The organism is Pseudogemmobacter lacusdianii (assembly GCF_030848395.1).
GTDB lineage: Bacteria > Pseudomonadota > Alphaproteobacteria > Rhodobacterales > Rhodobacteraceae > Pseudogemmobacter > Pseudogemmobacter lacusdianii.
In genome coordinates, this window is record NZ_JAVDBT010000041.1 from 1 (window position 1) to 1,673 (window position 1,673).

The 1,673-nt window shown below is 62.5% G+C and carries 1 protein-coding gene; it reads left to right on the forward strand.

Annotated features, from left to right (window positions below):
• The first annotated feature begins 96 nt into the window (after positions 1 to 96).
• Positions 97 to 1,452, forward strand: coding sequence for an IS1380-like element IS1247 family transposase (locus Q9295_RS17935; protein ID WP_306681957.1), 1,356 nt, complete (start codon positions 97 to 99; stop codon positions 1,450 to 1,452).
• Positions 1,453 to 1,673 lie beyond the last annotated feature (221 nt).

Consider the following 1,673-nt stretch of genomic DNA (forward strand, 5'->3'; position numbering starts at 1 on the left):
AGCCCACATTTCCCAAGTAAGGCGCTGATTTCGCTGTCCTGACCATTATATTTCCTATATAAAACATGGTGTTGAAGGCTGCGAGGGGCGCGTTTCATGGATCACCCAGAGGGTGCGGGCTTGCAACGGGCAGATCGGGTGGATTTCGACCCTCGCGTGCGGCTGGAATTTCGCGGCACGCAGCTCAGTTCCGACGGCGGCCTTCTGGTGATGCGCGAGCTTGATGACGCGCTCGGGTTGTCCGATTTGGCGTCAGCGGCGCTGCGCGATACTCGCTCTGGCAAGAACACGGTCCATCGGCTCGACGGCCTGTTCCGGCAATCAGTCTTTGGGCGGCTGGCCGGATACGAGGATGTCAACGACGCCAACCGTCTCGCCTGCGATCCGGTCATGCGCCAAGTTGTCGGCGGCAGAGCGGTCGATGCACAAGCGGCCTCGGCATCGCAGATGGGACGGTTCGAGACCGAGACGCTGGCTCTGGCCGGGAACCGTGCCGCGCTGGCCGACCTGAACGGGCAATGGATCGACCGGTTCCATGACCGGAACGGGCTGAAGTACATCGTTCTGGACATGGACAGCTCGGTCAGCCCGACCCATGGCGACCAGGAAGGGTCCGCCTGGAATGGCCATTTCGACTGTAGCTGCTATCACCCCAACTTTCTGTTCAACCAGTTCGGGATGCTGGAACGCTGCGCCCTGCGCCATGGCAACGTCCACAGCGCCGATGGCTGGCGTGATGTTCTCGACCCCGTCATTGCGCGCTACGCGGAGCGCGACCTTGGTGGCAGGTTCTTCCGGGCCGATGCTGCCTACGCGATCCCGGCGATCTATGAGCGATTGGAAGAAGCGCGGCTCTTCTACGCCATCCGGCTGCCCGCAAACGCGGTCCTCAAGGACAAGATCGCGCATCGGCTAACGCGCCCTGTCGGGCGGCCGTCACTGACCAAGGTCAAGCGGTTCTTCGAGGAATTCGAGTATCAGGCGGCGTCCTGGGACAAGGAACGCCGGGTGATCGCCAAGATCGAATGGCATCCGGGCGAACTGTTCCCGCGTGTCGGCTTCATCGTCACCAACCTGCCGATGGAGCCGGACTGGGTGGTGCGGTTCTACAACCAGCGCGGCACCGCCGAGCAGCACATCAAAGAGGGCAAATACGCCTTTCGCTGGACGCGGCTGTCGTGCCGGAAGTTCCGCGACAATGAGGTGCGGCTGCAACTGCACGCCCTGGCGTACAACCTGGCCACCTTCTTGCGCTGCATCGAGCTGCCCGAGGCCATGGCCGACTGGTCGTTGACCAGCCTGCAACTGAAGCTGATCAAGATCGGGGCACGTGTGGTCCGTCACGCCCGCACCATCACCTTCCAGCTGGCCGAGGTCGCTGTCACCGGCACGATGGTACGCGCCATCCTCGCCGCTATCCGCCGATTGCGAGCGCCACCGCTATGCGCATGATCGCGATCCACGCTCAAACTGAACGAAAGCGGCTGGACAGATCTGTCCGCTGCGCTGAAAAACGCCGCCCCTGGGCAAGGAAACAGCGGCTTCGCGGTCTGATCCGTCCAGATCCAGCAGTCTGCGCGACCGCAGGTGCCGCTTGCGGCAGAAAATCCTTGTCTAGCGCTCGGATACAGGCGATCTTCACCTCAAACGACACGCCACTTGGGGAATGCAGG

Excerpts from the sequence above, each read along its gene's own strand:
- Q9295_RS17935 (WP_306681957.1), top strand. The coding sequence starts at position 97 with ATGGATCACCCAGAGGGTGCGGGCTTGCAACGGGCAGATCGGGTGGAT.